At 79.4% G+C, this 1,062-nt stretch carries 2 protein-coding genes; one reads left to right on the top strand and one right to left on the bottom strand.

Features of this window, described 5'->3' with window-relative positions; all coding sequences use genetic code 11:
• Positions 1-118: 118 nt before the first annotated feature.
• Positions 119-724, top strand: coding sequence for a class I SAM-dependent methyltransferase (locus AB0L34_RS34345; protein ID WP_357462122.1), 606 nt, complete (start codon positions 119-121; stop codon positions 722-724).
• A gap of 56 nt (positions 725-780) precedes the next feature.
• Here the strand turns inward: AB0L34_RS34345 and AB0L34_RS34340 are convergent.
• Positions 781-1,062, bottom strand: a 282-nt coding sequence (locus AB0L34_RS34340) for a type VII secretion protein EccB (RefSeq protein WP_363709844.1), incomplete at its 5' end; no start/stop codon positions are given.

The raw sequence follows: 1,062 nt of genomic DNA, 5'->3' as shown, positions 1-1,062 counted from the left end.
GTCGCACGGTGCGCCCGCCGCGAGGGTGCGGCCGCCCTTCGGCGCCCGTGAGCGTGACCCCGTCGGCGCAGGTGTGCCCTCCGCCGGAGGGCCGGCCGGATCCGGCTACGGTGGCGGCATGGGAAAGCCGACCCGTTGGGTGACCGAGACCGGTCCGGAGCACTCGCAGTGGTACATCGACCGGTTCCGCCGGCTGGCCGCCGAGGGGGCGGACCTGGCCGGCGAGGCCCGGCTGGTGGACGCCCTGGTCGCGCCGGGGTCCCGGATCCTCGACGCCGGCTGCGGCACCGGCCGGGTGGGCGCGGAGCTGGCCGCCCGCGGGCACGCGGTCGTCGGCGTGGACGCCGACCCGGCGCTGGTGGAGGCCGCCGGCGCCGACCACCCGGGCCCGCGCTGGCTGGTGGCCGACCTGGCCGAACTGGACCTGGCGGCGGCCGGGGAGCCGGAGCCGTTCGACGCGGTGGTCGTCGCCGGCAACGTGCTGGCCTTCGTGGCCCCCGGCACCGAGCGGGACGTGCTCCGCCGGATCGCCGCCCACCTGCGACCCGACGGCGTGGTGGCGGTGGGCTTCGGCACCGACCGCGGCTATCCGCTCACCGACTTCGACGCCGACGCCGTCGCCGCCGGGCTGCGGCTGGAGCACCGCTTCGCCACCTGGGACCTGCGCCCCTGGCGCGACGACGCCGACTTCGCCGTCACCGTGCTGCGCCGCCCCGCCGCCTGAGCCTGCCCCACCGCCTGAGCCGGGGCGTCGCCTGAGCCAGGCGTCGCCGGCCGGGGTCAGGCGGGAGTGGCGACGACCCGCGCGGCGGCGGGGTCGAGCGTGGCGCCGGCGGGCACCAGGCTGACCAGGCCCGCCGGCAGTCGCAGCGGCCGGACGTCGCGGTAGCCGAGCATCCCGCGCACCTCGCCGCCGGCGAGCACGTACCGCCGTCCGAGGTCGGTCACCACGGAGACCGCGCCGCCGGACGCACCCGGCGCCGCGACCGATTCGACCACCGCGCCCCGACCCGGCTCCACCACGACGTGGTCCGCGCGCACCCCGCCGCCGGACGCCGGAGG

The sequence above is a fragment of the Micromonospora sp. NPDC052213 genome, from assembly GCF_040679695.1.
Classification (GTDB): domain Bacteria; phylum Actinomycetota; class Actinomycetes; order Mycobacteriales; family Micromonosporaceae; genus Micromonospora.
The sequence above is the reverse complement of the archived record's forward strand: the minus strand, read 5'-3'. Positions and strand labels throughout refer to the sequence as shown.